Annotated in this window: 15 protein-coding genes; 8 read left to right on the top strand and 7 right to left on the bottom strand. The window is 40.4% G+C overall.

Annotated elements, in window-relative coordinates; all coding sequences use genetic code 11:
- Window positions 1-42: 42 nt before the first annotated feature.
- On the bottom strand, window positions 43-2,223 hold the full coding sequence (rnr, locus tag ACEQ81_RS03020) for a ribonuclease R (protein ID WP_411029367.1): 2,181 nt from the start codon (window positions 2,221-2,223) through the stop codon (window positions 43-45).
- A 615-nt stretch (window positions 2,224-2,838) separates the two neighbouring features.
- Between rnr and ACEQ81_RS03015 the strand changes: the two genes are divergently transcribed.
- Genes ACEQ81_RS03015 through ACEQ81_RS03005 form a run of 3 tightly spaced genes read left to right on the top strand, consistent with a single transcriptional unit; the run spans window position 2,839 to window position 4,649 of the window.
- Window positions 2,839-3,270 (top strand): RpiB/LacA/LacB family sugar-phosphate isomerase, encoded by a 432-nt coding sequence (locus tag ACEQ81_RS03015; RefSeq protein ID WP_411029366.1) that lies wholly within the window; start codon window positions 2,839-2,841, stop codon window positions 3,268-3,270.
- A gap of 10 nt (window positions 3,271-3,280) precedes the next feature.
- Window positions 3,281-4,201, top strand: coding sequence for a cation diffusion facilitator family transporter (locus ACEQ81_RS03010; RefSeq protein WP_411029365.1), 921 nt, complete (start codon window positions 3,281-3,283; stop codon window positions 4,199-4,201).
- Between the two features lie 4 nt (window positions 4,202-4,205).
- A complete protein-coding gene (locus tag ACEQ81_RS03005; RefSeq protein WP_411029364.1) occupies window positions 4,206-4,649 on the top strand; it encodes a GNAT family N-acetyltransferase in 444 nt (147 codons plus the stop codon).
- 33 nt (window positions 4,650-4,682) lie between these two features.
- On the opposite strand, the gene ACEQ81_RS03000 is transcribed toward ACEQ81_RS03005, so the two are convergent.
- The 3 genes from ACEQ81_RS03000 to rnpA form a co-directional block, all read right to left on the bottom strand.
- Complete coding sequence (locus ACEQ81_RS03000) at window positions 4,683-5,876, bottom strand: hypothetical protein (RefSeq protein WP_411029363.1); 1,194 nt, start codon at window positions 5,874-5,876, stop codon at window positions 4,683-4,685.
- A 64-nt stretch (window positions 5,877-5,940) separates the two neighbouring features.
- Entirely contained in the window at window positions 5,941-7,569 is a 1,629-nt protein-coding gene (locus ACEQ81_RS02995) for a S41 family peptidase (RefSeq protein WP_411029362.1), read from the bottom strand.
- Window positions 7,553-7,939 carry a ribonuclease P protein component gene (gene rnpA, locus ACEQ81_RS02990; protein ID WP_411029361.1) on the bottom strand — a complete coding sequence of 129 codons (387 nt, stop codon included), beginning with the start codon at window positions 7,937-7,939 and terminating at the stop codon, window positions 7,553-7,555. The genes ACEQ81_RS02995 and rnpA overlap by 17 nt, the downstream gene beginning before the upstream one ends.
- Before the next feature lie 106 nt (window positions 7,940-8,045).
- Between rnpA and ACEQ81_RS02985 the strand changes: the two genes are divergently transcribed.
- On the top strand, window positions 8,046-9,896 hold the full coding sequence (locus ACEQ81_RS02985) for a CBS domain-containing protein (RefSeq protein WP_411029360.1): 1,851 nt from the start codon (window positions 8,046-8,048) through the stop codon (window positions 9,894-9,896).
- 3 nt (window positions 9,897-9,899) lie between these two features.
- Window positions 9,900-11,120, top strand: a complete 1,221-nt coding sequence (locus ACEQ81_RS02980; protein WP_411029359.1) for a succinylglutamate desuccinylase/aspartoacylase family protein — start codon at window positions 9,900-9,902, stop codon at window positions 11,118-11,120.
- Window positions 11,121-11,158: 38 nt separating this feature from the next.
- On the opposite strand, the gene ACEQ81_RS02975 is transcribed toward ACEQ81_RS02980, so the two are convergent.
- The 3 genes from ACEQ81_RS02975 to ACEQ81_RS02965 all read right to left on the bottom strand — a co-directional run bounded on the left by ACEQ81_RS02975 (window position 11,159) and on the right by ACEQ81_RS02965 (window position 15,673).
- Window positions 11,159-13,027 carry a M1 family metallopeptidase gene (locus tag ACEQ81_RS02975; protein WP_411029358.1) on the bottom strand — a complete coding sequence of 623 codons (1,869 nt, stop codon included), beginning with the start codon at window positions 13,025-13,027 and terminating at the stop codon, window positions 11,159-11,161.
- The gene (locus ACEQ81_RS02970; protein ID WP_411029357.1) at window positions 13,017-14,666 is read right to left on the bottom strand and encodes a S8 family peptidase; all 1,650 of its coding nucleotides are present in this window, start codon (window positions 14,664-14,666) and stop codon (window positions 13,017-13,019) included. Before ACEQ81_RS02970 ends, ACEQ81_RS02975 begins: the two co-directional genes overlap by 11 nt.
- A 146-nt stretch (window positions 14,667-14,812) precedes the next feature.
- A complete protein-coding gene (locus tag ACEQ81_RS02965) occupies window positions 14,813-15,673 on the bottom strand; it encodes an MBL fold metallo-hydrolase (protein WP_411029356.1) in 861 nt (286 codons plus the stop codon).
- Between the two features lie 110 nt (window positions 15,674-15,783).
- Here ACEQ81_RS02965 and ACEQ81_RS02960 point away from each other — a divergent pair, with 110 nt between their 5' ends.
- The 3 genes from ACEQ81_RS02960 to ACEQ81_RS02950 all read left to right on the top strand — a co-directional run bounded on the left by ACEQ81_RS02960 (window position 15,784) and on the right by ACEQ81_RS02950 (window position 20,270).
- Complete coding sequence (locus tag ACEQ81_RS02960) at window positions 15,784-17,988, top strand: amino acid permease (RefSeq protein ID WP_411029355.1); 2,205 nt, start codon at window positions 15,784-15,786, stop codon at window positions 17,986-17,988.
- Window positions 17,989-18,043: 55 nt separating this feature from the next.
- Window positions 18,044-19,897, top strand: a complete 1,854-nt coding sequence (locus tag ACEQ81_RS02955; protein ID WP_411029354.1) for a cation:proton antiporter — start codon at window positions 18,044-18,046, stop codon at window positions 19,895-19,897.
- Between the two features lie 130 nt (window positions 19,898-20,027).
- Window positions 20,028-20,270 carry a hypothetical protein gene (locus ACEQ81_RS02950; RefSeq protein ID WP_411029353.1) on the top strand — a complete coding sequence of 81 codons (243 nt, stop codon included), beginning with the start codon at window positions 20,028-20,030 and terminating at the stop codon, window positions 20,268-20,270.

The following is a 20,270-nucleotide window of genomic DNA, read 5'->3' as shown; positions in this document are numbered from 1 at the left end:
TGGGACACAAATTTTATTCCAAAAAATGTTCTGTATTTTCATCTATTCCAATAAACTGAAATCCAAGTGTCTTTTAACCAAATCCGTACTCTTAACCATCACCCTTACCTCGTCTCCTAATTGATATCTTTTCTTTGTTCGTTCTCCTACAATGGCGTACTCCTTTTCATCAAAGGTAAAATAATCATTTTTTATATCCTTTATCCTAACCATACCTTCGCATTTGTTCTCAATGATCTCCACATAAATACCCCATTCGGTTACGCCAGATATTACACCTAGGAACTCTTGATCTTTATGATCTTGCATAAATTTGATCTGCATATACTTAATGGAATCCCTTTCCGCGTTGGCCGCCAAATTTTCCATATTGGAAGAGTGTTTGCACTTTTCCTCATAAATTTCGGCATTTGGTGTTTTTCCAGCATCCAAATAATGTTGTAACAACCGATGTACCATTACATCCGGATATCTACGGATGGGAGAGGTAAAATGCGTGTAGTAATCAAATGCCAGACCATAGTGCCCTATGTTGTCTGTAGTATAAATTGCCTTGCTCATGCTTCTAATGGCCAGGGTATCTACCAAGTTCTGTTCTTTTTGGCCTTTAACATCCTCTAAAAGCTGGTTTAGAGAGTTGCTAATGGCTTTTTTGTCCTTAAAGTTAAGTCTATGTCCAAATCTAGAAATTATTCCGTTTAACGCTATTAATTTCTCTTCATCCGGTTCGTCATGAACTCTATATACAAAAGTTTTTTCGGGCTTCTGTTTCCCTATGAACTCTGCCACTTTTTTGTTGGCCAAGAGCATAAATTCCTCAATTAGCTTATTGGCCTCTTTAGCTTCTTTAAAATATACACTATGGGGTTCATTGTTTTCGGTGAGGTTAAAGCGTACTTCCACCTTGTCAAAGGATATTGCCCCGGCTTTCATCCTCCCCAAGCGCATTGTCTTCGCCAGTTTATTTAATGTCAATGTTGCCTCTACAACCGGTTTGGATACTTCATAGGAACCACCTCGTATGGATACTTCAGCAGGAATATTGTTATCCCCCGTTTCAATAATATATTGTGCTTCCTCATAGGCAAAACGTTCATTGGAATTTATAACTGTTCTACCAAACCATTGATTTTTAACAGTGGCCTTTTCGTCTAGTTCAAACACCGCAGAAAATGTGTACTTTTCCTCATTGGGTCGCAAGGAGCAAGCATTATTAGACAGCACTTCGGGTAACATGGGAACCACCCTATCCACTAAATAAACGGAAGTGGCCCTTTCGTAAGCCTCATTATCCAAAATTGTATCGGGAACCAGGTAATGGGAAACATCTGCTATATGTATGCCAATTTCGTAATTACCATTATCCAAAATGCGAAAAGACAATGCATCATCAAAATCTTTGGCATCCTTGGGATCTATAGTGAAGGTAAGCACCTCGCGCATATCCCTTCTTTTTGCAATTTCCTCTTGTTTAATACTGGTATCCATCTTGTCTGCATACAATGATACCTCTGCAGGAAACTCATAAGGCAATCCATATTCGGCCAAAATGGAATGTATTTCTGTCTGATGTTCTCCAGGTTTCCCCAATACACCTATGATCGTGCCAAAGGGCGAATCGGCATTCTCTGGCCACTCCGTAATCTTCACAACCACTTTATCACCATTAGCGGCTTTGCCTATTTTTTCTTTCGGAACAAAAATATCGGTATACATTCGCATATCCGTAGGGCGTATGAATGCAAAGGTCTTTTGCATCTCCACAATACCCACAAATTCGTTTTTCTTCCTTTCTAAAATTTCAACAATTTCCCCTTCAGGCTTTTTTCCTTTTCTCCTCGGGAACACGTAAATTTTAACCGTATCCCCATGAAAAGCTCTTTTAAGTTTGTTATACGGAACAAAAATATCATCCTCCATTTCATCGATAACGATGTAAGCATTTCCCCTTCCTGTGATATCCACTCTTCCGGTATGATATGATTTTGATGATGCCAAAGCTTTATAACTGCCCCGGGAAGTTTCCAAAATTCTTCTTTTCTCTTTAAGCTGTACCAATTTTTTAATCAGCAGGTTCCTATCATTTGTATCGGTTATCTGTAGTTTTGCAGCTATTTGCTTGTAGTTGAAGCTTTTATCGGTTTCTTTCTCTAGTACGGTAAAGATACCTTTTGTAATCTCGTTTTTTCTATTACTTTTCGCTCTCTTTTTCTTCTTCGTCATTAACTTTAATAATTTTGGGGAAAGTACAAATTATAATTCATTGCAGATCGGCAGATACCATAACCTTAAACCAAAGGATAATCTTATGAACATATAATCATATTACTTTTATTTTTTTTTGAATTTTAAAATATAAATGATGTTGATTATTGTCTGTTGATAGTAGAAACAAATAATTACCATAAAAATTGCTTTGAACAAAAAAGGTTTTTTGTTTACATTTTATTTAGTCCTTTTGATATTGTTTTTATTTAAAAATCAAAAGTTTAGATTTCTTATTAACCATTATTGATAACTTGTTTCAACATCATTTTTTTAATAAGTAAATGTTTTTTTAATGTTAACTAGTATACTGGAAGTTTTAATATCTTATCAATACTTTTTTAGAAATATAGTATTGGTTTGAAGATAATTTTCATAAGGCAATTTTAAAGTAGAAAACAAAAATTTAATAGTAACTTTTTATGCGCCGTTTGTTAACAAACTATGAAATTGCATAAGACCCCAAGAAACAACGAATTTTGTATTTATTATACTTTAAGTTGTTGATAAACCTAAATAACCGTTGAAACCGTAGGTATTTGTACCTTTGTTGTGCACAAAAACAGAATTCATATGAAAATTGCGATAGGAAATGATCATGCGGGTACAGAGTATAAACTTGCGATATTAGGCCTGTTAAGATCTATGGATATTGAAGTAATAAACCATGGTACGGATGGTACGGATAGTGTGGATTATCCAGATTTTGTACATCCGGTAGCATCGGATGTTGAAAATGGCAAGGCCGATTTTGGTATTATTATTTGTGGAAGCGGAAATGGCGCTTCAATGACCGTTAACAAACACCAAAAGATTAGGGCGGCCTTATGCTGGACCAAAGAAATAGTTCAGTTGGCGAGAGAACATAATGACGCCAATATTCTTAGTTTACCTGCTCGTTTTATAGCACTTCCGCAAGCCTTGGAAATGGTAAACACATTTTTAAAAACGAAGTTTGAAGGCGGAAGGCACGAACGAAGAGTAGAGAAAATACCTTGCCAGTAAGTTTTGAACAATGGCAGGCACGCACCCCCACTCCCATCATAATCACCCACATCCAGATTTAAAGGGTAGAAATCTTGTAATCTCCATATTGCTTAACGTAGTGATAACCGTTTCCCAGGTTATCGGTGGAATTATTTCTGGAAGCCTCTCCCTATTATCGGATGCTCTTCATAATTTCAGTGATGTGCTATCGTTGATTATAAGTTACATTGCCACCCTGCTTTCCAAAAAAGAAGCTTCCACAAACAAAACATTTGGATATAAAAGAGCTGAAATAATAGCGGCATTCGTTAATGCGGCCACATTGATCATTGTAGCCATTATTCTTATTAAAGAAGCCGTGGAAAGGTTTTTGGAACCTCAGGAAATAGCATCGGAACTGGTTATCTGGCTCTCTTTATTAGGCATCTTGGCCAATGGTTTTAGTGTTCTTCTATTGAAAAAGGATTCTGACAAAAACATGAATATGAAATCTGCCTATTTACATTTATTAACCGATATGATGGCCTCTGTGGCTGTTTTGGTTGGCGGTATATTGATGAAATTTTTTGGTATGTATTGGGTAGATGCTGCTTTAACCCTGGCTATTGCCTTATATCTTATTTATATGGGTTACGACTTGCTAAAAGCTTCTACAAAAGTACTGATGCTATTTACCCCAGAGACCATAGAAGTACAGCAGATAGTGGAGGCCATTGGCAATATAGAGCCGGTTAAAAATGTACATCACGTTCATATTTGGCAACTGAACGAGGACGAAGTTCATTTAGAGGCCCATATAGATTTTAAAAAAGATATAAAGCTGTCAGAGTTTGATGTGGTCTTAAACCAAATAGAGGAAGAGGTTTACCATAATTTTGGTATTAACCACGTGAACATACAACCAGAGTTTGGGAAATGTGATAGCAAAAAAGTAATAGTTCAGGATTAAAGGTATGACTGTCTCCGTTAAAACTTTTGAAGAACTATCCAAACAAGAACTTTATGATGTGCTATGCTTGCGTAGCGAGGTTTTTGTTTTGGAACAAGATTGTGCATATCAGGATGTAGACGGAAAAGACCAGAAAGCACTTCACGTTCTAGGTATTAAGAAAAATACGCTTGTGGCATACACAAGGGTGTTTAATTCGGGCGATTATTTTAGCTCACCAAGCATTGGAAGGGTAATGGTCAGGGCCTCTGAAAGAAAATATGGGTACGGGCAACTTATAATGGAAGCATCCATAAGGGCCATTTCGGAAAGATTTAATAGCGATAAGATTTGCCTTTCTGCCCAGTCTTATCTGATTAAATTTTATAGTTCACTAGGATTTGTATCGGAAGGGGAAGCGTATTTGGAAGACGGAATACCACACCTAAAGATGGTGAAAACCATTTAATGATTACACAGCCATCGACTTAATTTTAAATTATCAGTTTCCAAAGGCCGGATAGATCAGCTTACAAATAGCCGAACAAAACTTACGCTGATCGTCATTGGACCGATACAACATTGGGTTGTTTCTAGAGTAGGCCGAGGCAAACACCTTATTTTTTACCCGTGCTACCATTTTTTTCATCTCGGAACCCGTCGAAGTATATTTATCCAGTTTTTGCAATTCTTTATCCCACCAAGAAAGTTTGGCTTTTGCTGGGTTTTTTAGATCTTTTTCAAAACGCTCGATAAGCTTTTTGGACAATATCAGTTCTTTTTCGAAGGCCGTTGAAAGTGCCTTCAAATTGCTGTTATACTTTTTTCTTTTATGAAGTTCCAACACATTTTTTTGTATGCTATCAATGTTATATAAGCTGCCATATGTTTTCACAATTCTGACATAATGTTCCATCGCTTCCAATAAACGACCATTTTTTTCAGCATCCGCCGCCAAATTATAATGATATGAAAAGCTTTTATAAAGCTCCGCTTCGGGCAGGGTTTTATTTCCTTTTAGGTGGCCTTGCGTTTCCAACCAATGAAAAGCCGTTAACAGCTGTTCTTTAGGTGGCCAGCTATGGTCGCCATCATAAGTAATCATGGTGTGGTTAAAGTTTAGTTTTTGGAGGTATGTATTTACCCCTACCATTTCGCTGTAGTTCATATCCCTATTGCCGCAAAGGCCTACATAAGAAAAGTTTTGAGCAGTGGGTTTGTGCGCTGGCAAATGGGAAAACCCCGCACCGCAGGCGATTACACCTGTAATGTTTTCGGCCAAACACGCAATGGCGGTAGCCAATCTGGATCCGCCCGAAAAACCGGCCACATAAATCTGATTTTCATAGACGTTGAAACGCGAAAAGATATGGGTAAAAAGTCTATTTGCAATGTCAAAGTTACGGTTGTAGGGCCCGTTTTTGGAATCGTTGGAGCAAACCAGAATATATCCATAGGTTTCGGACACTTCAATAAACGCCTCAACACCTATTCTTCCCCTTGCAGCAGGCTCAAAAATAAGTACTATAGGCGATAATTGGGAGGCTTCAAAAGACTTGGGGAGGTATAGGGCATAAGTTTCTTTATCGGTTCCTGGGATGGGCACAGAATCGTAAACGACACCTGTCTTAACCGACAATTGGGCGGCTACTATTAAAGAATGCCCAAAGAACAACAAGAAAAGCCATCTTTTCATAGATTAAAGAAAAGCATACTCCAGAACTGGCCCGGAGCCACGTTTGTTGGGAATGTATAAAAAGTTAATCCAAAATATCCGAATAAGATGCGTCATCAGAAAGCAGGGTGGTAGCAGCCAAAATTGCATCATCGTGCGTAAGATAATAATCATAAAGACCCTCCTTGTAAAAATAGCGCTTAATTATTTCGTCTTCCAGGTTTTTTCTAATTTCCTCCTGATAGGTATCCAGGGCAGCTATTTTACTTTTGTTTATTTCGGCTAAAAACGCTTTATAGTTTTCATGCACCCCGACATTAAAAATCTCTTTGTCTTTGCTCTGCATTGCTTTTTTTAGTGCCTTTTCGGTCTGTGTCTCAAAGGTAAAATCGCTCTGCGCCACAAACGTTTTGAAGGCATTAAAATCTTCCTCGGAGAACTGGAAATCATCTATTTTTTCGATGTCTTTTTTGTAACGGAAGTCGGTTGCAAAATCGAAGATAACATTGTTCCTTAACAACGCATTTGTGAGCGTGTTGGTGCGCACGGCGTTTACTTCAATGTCTGGTAGCACACCGCCGCCATCCTGTACCTTTCTGCCATTGCGTGTGGTAAAATCCGAAAAATTGGTATTCCTAACCGCCTTACCAAGCTCATCCCTATTCCAATAATCCAAGGATTGAATGCACCTTCCCGAAGGGGTATAATACCTAGATATGGTAACTTTTAATTGCGTGCCGTACGTAAGTTTTAAAGGACGTTGCACCAAGCCCTTGCCAAAACTTCTGGCCCCCATAATAACTGCACGGTCCAGATCTTGCAAGCTGCCCGAAACAATTTCACTGGCAGAAGCACTCCTGCCGTTTACTAACACCACTAGAGGAATGTCTACATCCAAAGGTTGGTTTTTTGTTTTGTATTCGCGATTGAACTTTTTAACCTTGGATTTTGTGGTAACGATAAGCTCTCCTTTTGGCACAAACAAATTGGTAACGTTTATGGCCTCGGACAGTAACCCTCCGGGGTTGCCCCTTAGATCCAGAACAATGCGTTCGGCACCCTTGCCTTTAAGGTCAATAAGTGCCGCCTTCGTCTGCCCAGATGCTTTTTGATTAAATTTTGCCAAAACAATATACCCCGTTTTGTCATCTACCATATGGTAGTAGGGTACTGCATCTATCTCAACTGCCTCTCTGGTAAGGGTGGTGGTTTTAATTTCGCCCTGCCGTCTATAGGTGATGTCAACGCTGGTGTTATTTGCCCCCTTTAGAAGGTCGCTGGCACTATCTTTAAAATCTGCGATGGTAATATCACCAATTTTTATAATTTCATCCCCGGCCCTAAGACCAGCCTTGTCTGCCGGATAATCCTTATAGGGTTCAATGACCAGCAATTTATTTTTATAGGAACGTACAAGGGCGCCTACCCCGGAATATTCCCCCGCATTATTTATTTTATAAGCCTCTACATCCTGTTCGTTAAGGAACTTGGTATAGGGATCCAGGTCGTCCAACATATTTTTAATGGCCGTATCCATCAGTTCGGCCGGGTTGGTCTCATCCACGTAGTTCATGTTCAACTCTTTAAAGAGTGTGGTAAAAATTTCTATTTGCTTTGCTATTTCAAAAAAACCACCTTTAAAACTACTTGCGGTAATCAATATTACCACTGCGGTAACCGGAATAAGTATTTTCTTGCTAATCAACTTTTTCATCCTTGATTTTTGTTATAAATTTTTGCAACAACGCCACCATGGCTTCCTCAACCTCTTGGTATGAGGGCATTTCTTTACCAATATATAAAAATAGAAACGCAAAGTTTCCCTCCATGTTGTTAAAAACCGTCTGTTTGTTTAACCTGTACGATTCTCGGATCAATCTTTTTATCCTATTTCTTTGCACCGCACTTTTAAAACTTCTTTTAGGAACGGCAATCGCTGTTTGGGCCGGTACGTTGTACAACAAGGCCATTTCTTTATAAATGAGTTTCAAAGGATATTTGGAAACGCTTTTACCCTCCTTAAATAGCTTGTCTATTAACTTTTTGCTCTTAAGTTTTTCTTGTGTCGGGAAGGTATAGGCCATAATCATGCAAAATTATAAATAAAAACCACAGTTTAAGGACATGATACTTATCATATTTCAAAGTAGACAAGCAATGTATCTTGGCTTTGAAACGTAAACTAGAGTTGTGGGCGAATTAAAAGTAAAAAAACTTAAGGACAGCCTCGATAAAGGAATTTATATACAACAGTTGCTCACGGACATAGATGCACTAGAGTATATGCTAAATAATGACTTGTTAGAGCAAAGTCCTATCCGTATAGGGGCTGAGCAAGAATTTTGTCTGGTAGACCGGTTTTGGGAACCTTCCAATAAGGCCCAAGAAATCTTGAAAACATTAAAAGATCCTCATTTCACCTCAGAATTGACACTATACAATTTAGAGGTTAATTTGGATCCGCTTATCTTGGAAGACCGGTGTTTTAGTGATATGCACAAAGAGTTAAAGTTTTTTTTGAACAAAGCGAGCACAACTGCTGAGGTACACGGGTCAAAGGTTTTACTTACCGGTATTTTGCCCACTATAGAAACCAAACACCTAGAAGGGGAGTATATGACACCCGTGGCCCGCTATAGAATACTTAACGAAGCCATACGCGAAATCAGAAAAGACAATATAGAGCTACATATTAAAGGTGTGGACGAACTAAACCTTCACCACGATTCTATTCTTTACGAGGGATGTAATACCAGTTTCCAATGTCATCTACAAATAGATCCCAAAGATTTTAGGGCAGCCTATAATTGGTCGCAGGCTATTGCCGGACCCATACTTTCCGTTTGTTGCAATTCCCCGTTGTTGCTTGGCAGAGAGTTATGGGAAGAGACCCGTATATCGTTATTTACCCAAAGTGTAGACACTAGGGCAAGTACCTTTTTCTTGAATGAGCGGGAGTCTAGAGTAAATTTTGGCAATGAATGGGCCAGGGGTAGTGTGGTAGATTTTTACAAGGATTCCGTGGTTGGTTTTAGAAGTATTATCGGAGCAGATTATGACCGCGATAGCTTTGCCGACCTTGCCAACGGAAATATCCCAAAATTAAAGGCATTAGGCCTTCATAACGGAACTGTGTACAAATGGAACAGACCTTGCTATGGGGTAAGTGAAGGAGAGCCGCATATACGTATAGAGAACAGGTACATCCCTGCGGGGCCTTCTACCTCGGACGAGATCGCCAACATGATGTTTTGGGTAGGTGTTATGCTGGGAAGGCCCAAAACCTATGACAACATTCACGATAAGGTTGATTTTAAGGACGTAAAAGGCAATTTTTTCAATGCTGCCAGGTATGGCATGGCCTCCCAATTCTACTGGGACGGAAAACTAATTTCTTGCCAAGAGTTGCTTCTAGACCACTTTTTACCCATGGCATATAAAGGACTTTATAGCATGAAAGTTTCTGCAAAAGATGTTGAAAACTATCTATCGATAATAGAGAATAGAATTAAAAACGGAAACGGGGCTAGATGGACGATAAATGGATACCGAAAACTGAGGAGAACGCATAAACCCCGAAAAGCGCTCAACATATTAACGGCAGCTATGTACAAGAACCAAATAAAGGGATATCCAGTAAATAGTTGGGAGTTACCACGAAATGATGAAGAAATAGTAAAGAAAGAACAACAAAAGGTAGGGCATATTATGCAGACCAAGACCATTACTGCACAAGAAAATGACAGCCTTGCGCTGGTACTTAGAATGATGCAATGGAAAGAGATACATCATGTTCCCGTTCTTAACAACGATTTAAATTTAACCGGGCTGTTGACATGGACAGACCTAGAAAATCACCTTCAAGACCCTGCAGACCTTAATACCAAGGTTTCAGACACCATGAGGAAAAAGTTGATTGTTACAGGGCCAGATACCTCCCTGGCCGAAGCCAAAGGGGTGATGAGCACAAATAAGATCAATTGCCTTCCGGTGGTAAAAGAAAAAAAACTTCTGGGAATTATAACGATGAACGATTTTTGATACATGGCCCATACAATTGTAAACCCAAAGAAAAAAAAGGAAGAACACCATCTCATAGGTCATTTTAAAGGAAATATAAATGGCCCCACAATAGTTTTTTTTGGCGGTATACATGGTAATGAGCCTTCGGGCGTAGCTGCCCTTCAAAAGGTTTTTGCAAGGCTAAAAAAGCAACCTATTCCAATACACGGAAATATTTTTGGTATCAGTGGCAACATTAGGGCACAATTGCAAGGAACGCGTTTTTTAGATCAGGATTTAAATCGTTTATGGACCAAAACCAATATTGAATGTATTAAAAGAACCCCTGAAAAAGAAAGAACAATTGAGGAAACAGCACTGCTGGAAATACTTGAAATGATTAGGGGGATCCTAGATGCGGGAAACCCATCATCTAGCTTCTATTTTATTGATTTGCACTCTACTTCGAGCAGAACACTTCCTTTTATAACAATTAACGATGCACTAATAAACCGCAAGTTTTCCAAACAGTTTTCAGTGCCCATTATTCTTGGAATCGAAGAATATTTGGAAGGCCCCTTGCTAAGTTATATTAATGAGATGGGCTATGTTTCCTTAGGGTTTGAGGCAGGTCAACATTTCAGTGAAGAAACTGTACACAATGGCATAGCTTTTATTTGGCTTGCGCTAGTTTTTAGTGGCGTAATCAATAGTAGGGAAGTCCAAAATATAAAAGAGTATTACCGGCAATTACAAAAAGAAGTTGGGGGGAACACCAGTTTTTATGAAGTGGTTCATAGACAGATTATAAGTGCGGAAGATGATTTTAGGATGATACCTGGCTTTAAGAGCTTTGACCGGATTACCAAAGGCACCTTGCTGGCAACAACTAAAAACGAAAATAGTATAAGGGCCAAGAAACGGACCATACTTTTTATGCCCCTATATCAAAACCAGGGCGAGGAAGGGTTCTTTTTAATTCGTAAAATACCGGTGTTTGCACTTTGGCTTTCCTCACTTTTAAGAAAAGTTAGACTACATAGAACGTTGACAATCCTACCCGGAATTTCTTGGACCGGACATGATGCTCAAGGCCTTTTGGTCAATAGAAGAGTAGCCAAATTTCTGACGAAACCTTTTTTTCATCTTTTGGGATATAGAAACAGGACATTGGACCAAACCCATATTATAATGACCAATAGGGAGCATAAAGCCAAAAATGAACTTTATAGAAAGGCCGCATGGTTTAAAAAAAGGGGTTAAAACAACTGTTTTAACCCCATGCGGATATCACATTTACATTATTGTTGAGGTTGATACATGTTGTTTTCCCTCTTTACGTCTGCCATTAGTTGCGATGGATCTAACACAATGGCGGTAATATTTTCCAGGGGCCTATCTATGGAAAACTGATAACTGGTATACGCCCACGGCCAATCTGGCAAAACAGTTCGTTTAAGGTTTGGATATGGGTTTTCTTTCTCACCACGCATCATTCTAAGCGGCGCATAGAAAGTTTCTTGTGTATTATCATCATACACCACCAATATATCCATGGGCATGGGCATTAATCCCACACGCTCCAAAGTTACTTTAGTGCTGTTCCCGTCAGCGGTCACATTTTTAACCGCATAATCAATAACATTGGTGGTTTGGGTCCAATCCGTGAGGTACCAATCCAGCTCCAGACCAGATACCTTTTCGGCGGTTCTTTTGATATCGTTGGGGAGCGGATGCTTAAATTTAAAATCTTCAAAATACTGCCGTAGGGTCTCCATTAATTTTTCCTGACCAATAACATATCCCAATTGGGATAAAAAGACGGAACCTTTGTTATAGGCAGATATTCCGTAGGCAAAGTTATGCTCAAAGCGGTCGGCATGGGTAGTCTGTGGCTGTTCTTTCCCAGAATTTACCAAGGCGTAATAACCCTTGTAAACATCCTCGAAGGGGTTTTCCTTGTTCTGTTGCATAACTTCATTCATGCAAAGGCTAGAAATAAAGGTGGTAAAACCTTCGTCCATCCAAGCATGCTTCACTTCATTGTTCGCCAATACATGCTGAAACCAGGAATGCGCCATTTCGTGGACCATTACCCCCACCAAACTACCAAATTTACGCTCTCCGGTAATTAATGTACTCATGGCATACTCCATTCCACCATCGCCACCCTGTATTACCGAATACTGCTCATACGGGTAAGGGCCAATGTTCTTGCTGAAGAACTTCATTGCGGCCTCGGTTTTGGGTTGTAGGTTTTTCCAATTTTCCAGTATTCCTGGCTTATCTTTATAAAAGAAATGTAGTGTTGGCCCACCTACTACTTTTAAGGTGTCGTGTAGGTAATCCGGATCTGCGGCCCACATAAAATCGTGCACCATTGGGGCCTTAAAGTGCCAAGTAAGTGTTTTGCCCTTAGGTTTTTTCACCTTGGTTCCAGCTGCTTCATAACCATGCCCTATTTCTTGAGGGTTTTGAAGGTAACCACTACCACCTACGACATAGTCTTTATCGAGCGTCAGTTTTACATCAAAATTCCCCCAAACCCCGTGAAATTCGCGTGCAATATAGGGGTCTGCGTGCCACCCTTCAAAATCGTACTCCGCCATTTTAGGGTACCACTGGCTCATGGATAGGGCAACACCCTCGCTGTTATTTCTGCCCGAACGACGTATTTGTACAGGAACCTGTCCTTCAAAAACCATTTCAAAAGTGGTCTTTGCCCCAGGGGCTATCGGGTTTTGTAATGTTACTTCCAATACCGTACCCTCTTCCTTAAAAGAAGTGGCCGCGCCATCTTGTAAAAGAGAAGAAACGGTAAGAAAGCCCATATCTTCATTAGAAAGATCGGCGATCCTACTCTTGTTATCAACGAACATTCTACCGTCTGGATCTTTAATGTTTTGAAGCCGCACATCCATTTCACTACCCGGCTTAAAGGCGTTGAAATAGAGATGGTAATATACTTTGCTGAGTACATCGGGGGAATTGTTGGTATAGACCAATTTTTGGGTTCCTTTATAGGTATAATTTTCAACATCCATGTCAACGGACATGGTATAATCTACGTGCTGCTGCCAATAGGCAGTGTTGTTTTGGGCCGGAAGTGTTGTTAAAAAACCAAACACCAAGGCAAGACACCCTAAGAGGGCGTTGTGTTTATTTTGCATTTCCAACGAGTTTTACTTTTCCCCTAGAAACCTTATCCGCTAGGATCAACGCATTGTAAGCGTTCACCATTTTACCAGATTTTGAAATAGCGCTAAAGGTAGATGTCTTGGCGGTGTCACCCCCTAAAATAATGGGCGATTTGGTGGTAAGACCAGATTGCATCAAAACTTTTTTAACCTCCGAGGCACTTAATTTTGGATAGTAAGACCGCACTAGCGCCGCTACACCGGCTACTGCAGGTGCAGCCATGGAAGTTCCTCCTATGGACTCATAGGAATTGTCTGGAAAAGTAGAATAGATGGCACCACCGGGTGCAAACAGATCTACATTGATTGCACCATAATTTGAAAAGGAAGAAACCATTTCCGAGCCGTATTTATTATCCAAAGAACCCACAGTAATTACATTATCTGCAATTTCCGGACCATTGTTGATCTGATCGTTGGGGAAATTTGGGTTAGTGGGATCATCAAGATCGGAACCATCATTACCTGCTGCATGTACGATCAGCACATCTTTGGTGGCCGCATATTTAATGGCATCATATACCCATGTGGCATTGGGCGAGAACGATTTGCCAAAACTACAGTTTATAATTTTTGCCCCGTTGTCTGCCGCATAGCGGATTCCCAGCGCAATATCCTTATCATATTCATCTCCATTGGGAACGGCTCTAAGGCTCATTAGCGCCACGTTATTGGCCACACCATTGGCGCCTTTACCATTATTGCGCTCTGCAGCAATTATTCCGGCCACGTGCGTTCCATGACTCTCATCTTCAACCCGGTTTTGTGGATTCCCATTCCCATAATCGGTATCGGAAATGTCATAAGGATCGTCGCCCACAACCTTTCTACCGTTAAAATCTACATTAAGATGGTAGTTAAGACGACCAGAATAATAAGTAATCCCTTCTTCCAATTGTTCAATGACCTCGGGTATGGTGTCACCATATCCTAACATCTGCATTAGAACGCCGATGTTCTGTTGCATGGTCTCGTCCTCCGTTTTTATAGCGGTAAGATCTTCTTTGTCATAGGTATCTTTCCCCAAATGTTGCTTCAATGCGTTATCGGCGTTTTTTACGGATTGTAAAATTTGCTCATAGCGCTCTTTACCTTGTGCCGCTTTTGGGTACCCTTTGTCCAACTCGGCCTTTGCTTTTGCCTGCATAGCGGCATCACCAAGTTTTAGCCTTAGGATACGGGTATACTCTAGTTGTTCGTCATAGGACTCGCCCAAGAAGTTATATCCGTGAATATCATCTACATATCCATTCTTATCATCGTCCTTACCATTTCCGGCAATTTCTTTTTTATTGGTCCACAGCACATCATCCAAATCTTCGTGTGTTATGTCTATACCAGAATCGAGTACGGCTACAATTACCTTGGCGCCTTTTTTATTCCCTATAATCTCGGCATAGGCTTTATTAACGCTCATGCCCGGAATGGTATCGGTAATTAGATCTGCATGCCCCCAACTCTTTTTTTGCGCTTCGGTAAGCTCAGAAATTTTTAGGGGAATGGTATCTATGTTTTCAATGGGGGTAGATACCAATGCGGTGGCTCCGCAACCAGATAGTACCAAGGCTGCTAAGCAAAGGCCTACAATCGATTTAGAAAATGAAATTGTCATATATTAAGATTTAAATAGTATACATTTTTGCGCCCGTAATGTACAAATTTCCACCAACATGGGGCCGTAAACTGATAGCCCCACCCGTTAAAAAATCATAAAATTGGTAGCATTTCATTATGATTAAAAAGAGAACCTTAGTGCTTTTAAGTGAAAAGTTCATTAAAGGTATGGGTTTCTTTTACCCTTACCCCCTTTTCGGTATTTTGAAGGGTACAGATTTCATTAGTGGCATCGTGCTCAAAAAACAGGTAATAATTATTGGCTATGGCCTTTTGTAAAAATTTGCTCTTTTCGTCCAAGGTAAGCAGCGGCCTAGTATCGTACCCCATTACATAAGGAACGGGCAAATGCCCAAGGGTAGGGATAAGATCTGCTACAAAGACCAAGGTTTTTCCCTGATACTGAATATGTGGAAGCATCTGTTTTTCTGTATGGCCATCAACACAAAGAATGTCAAAGTTCAACTCGGAACCGGTGATGAAACCAGTGTTTTCTTTGGCTATAAATTTAAGTTGACCACTTTCTTGCATTGGCAAAAGATTTTCCTTTAGAAAAGAAGCTTTCTCTCGCTGATTGGGCTCCGTTGCCCATGCCCAATGCGATTCATTGGTCCAGAATACGGCATTTTTAAAGGCCGGCTCGTACCCTGTCCTGTTTTTATTCCATTGTACGCTTCCGCCACAGTGATCGAAGTGTAAATGGGTCATAAAGACATCGGTAATGTCATCGCTGTGGAATCCGGCTTTTTTGAGTGAGGCATCTAAAGAGTGGTTGCCCCATTTGTAGTAATAACTAAAGAATTTATCGGATTGTTTATTTCCCATTCCGGTGTCTATCAAAGTAAGTCGATCCCCATCTTCGATCAATAAACACCGTCCGGCAATATCGATCATATTGTTTGAATCGGCAGGATTGGTCTTGCTCCAAAGCGATTTTGGAACCACGCCGAACATGGCCCCGCCATCTAGCTTAAAATTTCCGGTTTCTATAGGGTATAACCTCATGCTTTGCAAATTAATAAATCCATAGGGAACCGGTTAATCTTCAACTACATATTTTAGATATTATGAATTGTTAAAAAAAAGCCTATTTTTAGAGTTAATTCTAGAGTGATTTGAGGAAATTAGAACGCAGCTTGTCGTTGACTTCCGTGATAGCGATCAGTATAGGCGGCATGCTGGGCAGCGGCATTTTTGTATTACCCGGTTTGGCGGCTGCGAAGACAGGATCTTCCCTATGGCTTGCCTATTTGTTGGCGGCCTTATGCATTCTTCCCGCTGCATTATCCAAATCCGAATTGGCCACCGCCATGCCATCATCTGGCGGAACTTATGTGTATATCGAAAGGGCCTTTGGGCCGTTTTTTGGTACAATTGCAGGCATAGGACTCTGGCTATCCCTACTTCTTAAAAGTTCTTTTGCACTTGTTGGTTTTGGGGCGTATCTATCAATTTTGGTAAATATCGAAAATGGGCTTACAAAATATATAGCACTTGTTTTTCTGCTGATTATACTCTTTCTAAACATTTTTGGCGTAAAGAAAGTGGGCAAGGTCCAAATTGTAATTGTCTCCATCAGTGTAATTACACTTGGACTGATCTTGGTTTTTGGGCTTCCTAAGGTTTCCCCTGCCTTGTTGGAGCCTTTTATGCTGAAGGGAAACATGGGCCTGGTCTCTACCGTGGCCTTTGTGTATATTTCCTATGCCGGTGTTACCAAGGTAGCGGCAATAGCCGGTGAGATAAAGAATCCTAGCAAGAATTTACCAAGAGCTATGATTTTTTCGCTGATCATTATGGCCACAATTTATGTTTTTGTTGCCTTTGTGCTTGTGGGCAATATTCCTATGGAAGCTCTGGAAAGGGATATTAGACCTATTTACACCATAGCCAATTTGTTGGGAGGCACCTATGTGGGCTATATTGCGGCAGGGGTGGGTATCATAACGCTTATTTCAATGGCCAATTCCGGAGTGCTGGCCGCTTCCCGCTTTCCTTTTGCCATGGCAATAGATAGTTTGCTGCCCAAGTTTATGGGTAAAATACATTCCAAATATTTAACGCCTGTTGTTACTATTGTGATGACCTGCATAATAATGGCATTGGTTATTTTATTTCTTGATGTAGAAAAAATAGCTAAGTTGGCAAGTGCCTTTATGGTAATGATGTTCATTTTGGTGAACGCCTGCGTAATTGTTTTAAGAGAAACAGCGGCGCAATGGTATAACCCCCCTTTTAGATCGCCTTTATATCCTTTTGTACAATTGTTTGGTATAATCAGCGGAATTGTGCTTTTGGTCTTTCTGGGGCGCGGTCCTTTTATTGCGGTCCTTAGTATTTTTGTTATCGGATATGGCATCTATTATTTTTTTGGAAAGAATGCCACGCGTACGGGTATTCTTCGCAAATATGGGCATCGCCCGGCACTATATCTTTTCTACAAAAGAAAGGACAACAAACAAATTACGTATAGGCAAAATCAATCGGGCAACAACCAGAATTTGGATGGCAAGTTGGCATCGGATGCCGGTGTAGCGGTAGCGTTATTGGGTAATGAAAAATCGCCCGAAATGCTGGTAGAAATTGGCGCGGCCATCAATAAAAAGAAAAAAATACAGGCGGTTAATATTACCGAAGTACCCAACCAAACTTTTTTGGATGCCTTTGTAGAGGAAAACCCGAGGATTCTTTCCTTGGAAAGGCGTATAGCCCGCTTGGGACAATCCAAGGAGATAGAAATAGATTTTGAAGCGGTGGTAACCCACGAGATTTCGGACACCATTCATGAGCTCAGTGATCAAACCCATTGCGATTGGCTGGTAATGGGGTGGAACGGCAGGGCCCACAGCGGTATCTTGGTAAGTAATCCTATCGGCTGGTTGTTAACCCATATAAATTCTGACTTTGCCCTTTTCAAGGATGATGGGGTACGTTATATCAGCAGGGTTTTATTGGCCTTACGTCCCGGAAGGAAGGACAAGAACTTTATTGCCGTGGCAGATAGGATATGTCAGTTCTATAATGCTTCCCTAACGCTTTTACACGTGGTTCCAGAAAGTATGGACAATACAGCAATACGCCAAATGGAGGAAACCTCCCAAAAATTACTGGAAAAGGCCAGAACAAAAAGCAAAGTAGAAATAGTGGTTAATGACGATTCTATTACAGCCATTTCCAAGGCCTCGGCAAGTTATGACCTTCTTATTTTGGGAACCCCTCAAAAAGACAATTGGATCAGCGTGCTTTTTGGGACCGGAAAGGATATGTATACCGAAAAATCGGCCTGTTCGGTTTTACGGCTAACAATGAGGGACAACTAATTTATGATCGCGACATAGAACAATTTTATTAGTATTTTTATAAAAAAAGGGTTAGATGCTAGAATTGGCCGGAATAATAATACTGGGAATTATTGCCCAATGGTTCGCTTGGCGTTTAAAATTGCCTGCAATTTTGCCTTTAATCTTGATAGGCTTATTGGTGGGCCCAATAGCCACCTTGTTTACCGATGACGGCGGTAAGCTTATAGAACCTATTTGGAATGGTGAAAAAGGCTTGTTTCCCGGAGAAGGACTCTATTACTTTGTTTCCTTGGCCATTAGTATTATACTTTTTGAGGGAGGTCTCACTTTAAGGCGATCAGAGATCGTCAACGTAGGCCCCGTTATCACCAAATTGATTACCGTTGGGTCTATAGTCACTTTTTTCGGCGCAGGTTTTACGGCTCACTATTTTTTTGGCCTTAGCTGGAAAATCTCTTTTTTATTTTCTGCCCTTATCATAGTTACCGGACCTACGGTAATAACCCCTATCCTAAGGAACATTCCATTAAAAAAGGATGTTTCGGCGGTTTTAAAATGGGAAGGAATCCTTATAGACCCTATTGGAGCCTTGGTAGCGGTATTGGTATTTGAGTTTATTAGCGTTGGAGAAAGCGAAGCATATACAATGACCGCCCTGATAGAATTTGGCAAGATATTACTCTTTGGCACTACCTTTGGATTTACCTTTGCCCACGCTTTGGCCTTTGCCATTAAAAAGAACCTGATTCCCCATTATTTACTGAATGTAGTTTCCCTTTCCGTGGTGCTTTTGGTATTTGTGGAGTCGGATATTTTTGCTCACGAATCGGGCCTTTTGGCCGTGGTGGTCATGGGCATGGTCATGGGCAACATGAATTTGCCAAACTTAAAGGAGTTGCTCTATTTTAAAGAATCTTTAAGTGTACTCCTAATATCCATTCTTTTCATTCTCTTGGCGGCTAACATTAATATAACCGACCTAGAATTATTGTACAATTGGAATACGGTCTGGTTGTTTGCAGTCATCGTTTTCTTGATAAGGCCACTTGGGGTATTTTTAAGCACACAAGGTTCTTCTTTAAAACTTAACGAAAAACTGTTCATAGGATGGGTAGGCCCAAGAGGAATAGTTGCTGCGGGCATCGCTTCGCTCTTTGGATCCAAACTGCTGGCCAAAGGCGAGCCGGGCGCGGAATATATAACCCCGCTGGTCTTTATGATTGTGCTGGGAACAGTGCTTCTCAACGCTACCACAGCAAGGATGTTTTCGAAACTTATCGGAGTTTTTCTTACCAAATCCGAAGGGATTTTGATTATTGGCGCCTCTAAAGTTTCCAGGCTCATTGGGAATTACCTCATGAAGAACAATAGGCATGTGGTGCTTATAGACAACAACCCCACCAATGTTGAAAAGGCAAAGCGGTTGGGATTGGAGGCCATAACCGCCAATATTTATTCGGATACCTTAGCAGATAATATCGAATTGAACGATATGGGGTATTTAATGGCACTAACGGGCAATGCGGAAATAAACACCTATGCCATTGAGAAGTTTAAAAAACAATTTGGCGAAAACGGCTCTTTCCGCCTAGTGAACACGGACGAAATGAACAACCCTGATAACAACCCAAAAGAGGGGCTCTTTTCCCATACGGACGACTTTATACGGTTAACGGATACCGCCAGAAAATATCCTGCTGTACACGAGGTAACTCTCAAAGGAAAGGAACATTACGATAGCCTTATAGCTATTACCAAGGCCGATATAGACATTGTACCTGTTTTTTTAAAGACCCTGGAAGGCGATTTAAAAATTATATCTTCCTTTAGCACCGAGTTCAATGATATACGAAAAGGGTACAAACTGGTCTATATGGGCAAAATGTTTGATTTGGATCGGCTTAACCTATCCAAGGACGTTGGCTAACCGTACTGTCTTTTACAACACATTCTTTTTTATTCACAACAAATACGGATCAATAACTCCACAATTGACAATATGTTAATGCCTGGCCCGTTATTTTCAAGCTGAATTTTTTAACCCCAAACCAAACCCCATGAAAAACCCCATCACATTTTTGGCCTTGGCCTCAATTTTGTTATACGCAGGATGTTCTAGCGATAACGATGACGGCGATTGTAGATCTTGTTCCGTAGAAGGGCAAAAAGTTGAGATTTGCGATAATGGCGATGATACTTTTACATTTACTTCTGGAGACGAAACGGATACCATTTCATCCGAGCAGTTACTGGGATTATCTCCCCAAGCTTTTGTAGACTTAATTTGCGTCGGGCAATAA

The sequence above is a fragment of the Spongiimicrobium sp. 3-5 genome, assembly GCF_046557915.1.
Taxonomy (GTDB): Bacteria; Bacteroidota; Bacteroidia; order Flavobacteriales; family Flavobacteriaceae; genus JBHEBG01.
Note: the sequence above shows the minus strand (reverse complement) of the source record. Positions and strands in the feature narration are given on the sequence as shown.

Excerpts from the sequence above, each read along its gene's own strand:
- rnr (WP_411029367.1), bottom strand. The coding sequence starts at position 2,223 with ATGACGAAGAAGAAAAAGAGAGCGAAAAGTAATAGAAAAAACGAGATT.
- ACEQ81_RS03015 (WP_411029366.1), top strand. The coding sequence starts at position 2,839 with ATGAAAATTGCGATAGGAAATGATCATGCGGGTACAGAGTATAAACTT.
- ACEQ81_RS03010 (WP_411029365.1), top strand. The coding sequence starts at position 3,281 with ATGGCAGGCACGCACCCCCACTCCCATCATAATCACCCACATCCAGAT.
- ACEQ81_RS03005 (WP_411029364.1), top strand. The coding sequence starts at position 4,206 with ATGACTGTCTCCGTTAAAACTTTTGAAGAACTATCCAAACAAGAACTT.
- ACEQ81_RS03000 (WP_411029363.1), bottom strand. The coding sequence starts at position 5,876 with ATGAAAAGATGGCTTTTCTTGTTGTTCTTTGGGCATTCTTTAATAGTA.
- ACEQ81_RS02995 (WP_411029362.1), bottom strand. The coding sequence starts at position 7,569 with ATGAAAAAGTTGATTAGCAAGAAAATACTTATTCCGGTTACCGCAGTG.
- rnpA (WP_411029361.1), bottom strand. The coding sequence starts at position 7,939 with ATGGCCTATACCTTCCCGACACAAGAAAAACTTAAGAGCAAAAAGTTA.
- ACEQ81_RS02980 (WP_411029359.1), top strand. The coding sequence starts at position 9,900 with ATGGCCCATACAATTGTAAACCCAAAGAAAAAAAAGGAAGAACACCAT.
- ACEQ81_RS02975 (WP_411029358.1), bottom strand. The coding sequence starts at position 13,027 with ATGCAAAATAAACACAACGCCCTCTTAGGGTGTCTTGCCTTGGTGTTT.
- ACEQ81_RS02970 (WP_411029357.1), bottom strand. The coding sequence starts at position 14,666 with ATGACAATTTCATTTTCTAAATCGATTGTAGGCCTTTGCTTAGCAGCC.
- ACEQ81_RS02965 (WP_411029356.1), bottom strand. The coding sequence starts at position 15,673 with ATGAGGTTATACCCTATAGAAACCGGAAATTTTAAGCTAGATGGCGGG.
- ACEQ81_RS02955 (WP_411029354.1), top strand. The coding sequence starts at position 18,044 with ATGCTAGAATTGGCCGGAATAATAATACTGGGAATTATTGCCCAATGG.
- ACEQ81_RS02950 (WP_411029353.1), top strand. The coding sequence starts at position 20,028 with ATGAAAAACCCCATCACATTTTTGGCCTTGGCCTCAATTTTGTTATAC.